General features: G+C 70.3%; 1 protein-coding gene and 1 pseudogene. Both read right to left on the bottom strand.

Going from position 1 to position 1,760, the window contains the following annotated elements; translation table 11 throughout:
* Nucleotides 1-199, bottom strand: a pseudogene (locus tag ACVNF4_RS35660) (LCP family protein); the annotation flags it as partial.
* 241 nt (nt 200-440) lie between these two features.
* Nucleotides 441-1,526, bottom strand: coding sequence for an LCP family protein (locus ACVNF4_RS35655; protein ID WP_461806984.1), 1,086 nt, complete (start codon nt 1,524-1,526; stop codon nt 441-443).
* Nucleotides 1,527-1,760: the final 234 nt, after the last annotated feature.

Below are 1,760 nucleotides of genomic sequence, written 5' to 3'. Positions count from 1 at the left end.
CCCGGTCCGGCGCGGGCGCTTCGGCCGAGGCGCGCGAGGCGGCTCTGCGGGGTCCGGGCACGGAAGCGGCGTCCGGCGTTCCCGCCGGTTGCGCTGCGGGACTACCCAGTCGCAGTTCGTATTCACCGGTGTTCGGGTTGAGCACCCACTGGTCTGCGGGATCGATGTTGTCCGCCCGCCCACGGCCTTGCGCGTCCACGGTTGTCCGAATCCTCCGTCGGGGCCACGCGGCGCCCATTTCCCCCGTAAAGGCGCTCAGGTCTCGGTCTACGGTGCACGGCCCGGAAGGAGCTCGCGGCCGGGTGCACTGGATCGCTCACACTATCCGCCCGTCCGGGTGTCAAGCGACGGCGGTGACAAATTCCACGTGCCTACATCGGGCAATCCGGCGCAATTCCTGGAACTGGCGTTCGTTAAATCTTGGCTACTTGGCGGTTGCTTTACTCACATCGCTGTGTGACCGCCGTGCTCCCCCGGTACGTGGGCGCCGGAGGCGTGCGCACACCGTGGCCGTACGACTGCGGGGCGGAGGCGACGGTGACGGGGAGATCCGCCCGCAGCCGCTCGAAGAGCATTCCCGCCGCGGGCTGGACGAGTTGGTCACGATTGGTGTTATAGATGTACGACTCTCTCGGTACCGTCAGGAATTGCACCCGATCGGTGGGAATCTCACGCAGGCCCCGGACGAGTTCGTACATCCCGCGCAGCCCCGCGAGTTCCGGATCGGCCGTCACCGACGAAGTCGCCGCGTCCAGCACGGGATACAGCTTCACCGGATTCAGCAGCACGCCATTGCTCCACACCTTGTCCACCAGCGCCGCGAGGAAACGCTGCTGACGGTCCATCCGGTCCGTGTCGCTCCCGTCCCCCAGCGATTTGCGCGCCCGCACGAACCCGAGCGCCTGCTCCCCGTTCAGCGTCACCCTCCCCGCCGGCAGCCGCAGCTTCGCCGCCCGGTCGTCCACGGGTTTCGCGAGGCACACCTGGACGCCGTCCACCGCGTCCACCATCTCCTTGAACCCCTGGAAGTCGACGACGACGTGATGATCGACCCGAATCCCCGTCAACTCCTCGACGGTCCGGATCGCACACGCCGAACCCCCCACCTGGAACGCGTGGTTGAGCATCGCGAGCGAGGGAGTGGTCCGCGTCCCGTCGGCCCTCAGGCAGGCCGGCATCTCGACCATGAGATCCCGGGGCAGCGAAACGGCCGTCGCGCTCCGCCTCCCCGCCGCGAGGTGCAGCAGGATCATGCTGTCCGCCCGCTCGGTCCCCGAGTCCCTCCCGTACGCCGCGTTCCCGCCCCCGGCCCGCGAGTCCGACCCGATGAGCAGCACGTTCTGCGCCCCCTTGACGAGCGCGGTCGGCCGCTCCCTCTCGAACCGGGCAAGCTCGGCCGCAGCCGCCTCATCAGGCGTGATGTTCCCGTCGAGCCGCGCGTACACCACAGCCCCGGCGATCCCGACCACGGCCGTCACCACGACCAGCCCCCCACCCCCGACCCACCACCACCGCACCCTCCGCATCCCGAACGCCCCCTCCTGTCCCGGTTCACCGTCCTTACGACGATGGCGTGCCGGACGCCGGGGTGCGGGCGGGGATGGGCCGAACGGGGGAGGCCGGTCGGCGTGAAGGGTGGCGGCGCCCTGAAGAGGGGGTGGGTGCGAGGCCGGTCGGCGTGGAACCCGGAACGCGACGGCACCTGGGGGAGGGGTGGGCGCGGGTGGCGGCGCCCGGAGGCGGGTGCGGACCGCGCGCGA

The organism is Streptomyces sp. S6, assembly GCF_054880855.1.
This window is presented reverse-complemented; position numbering and strand designations above follow the sequence as displayed.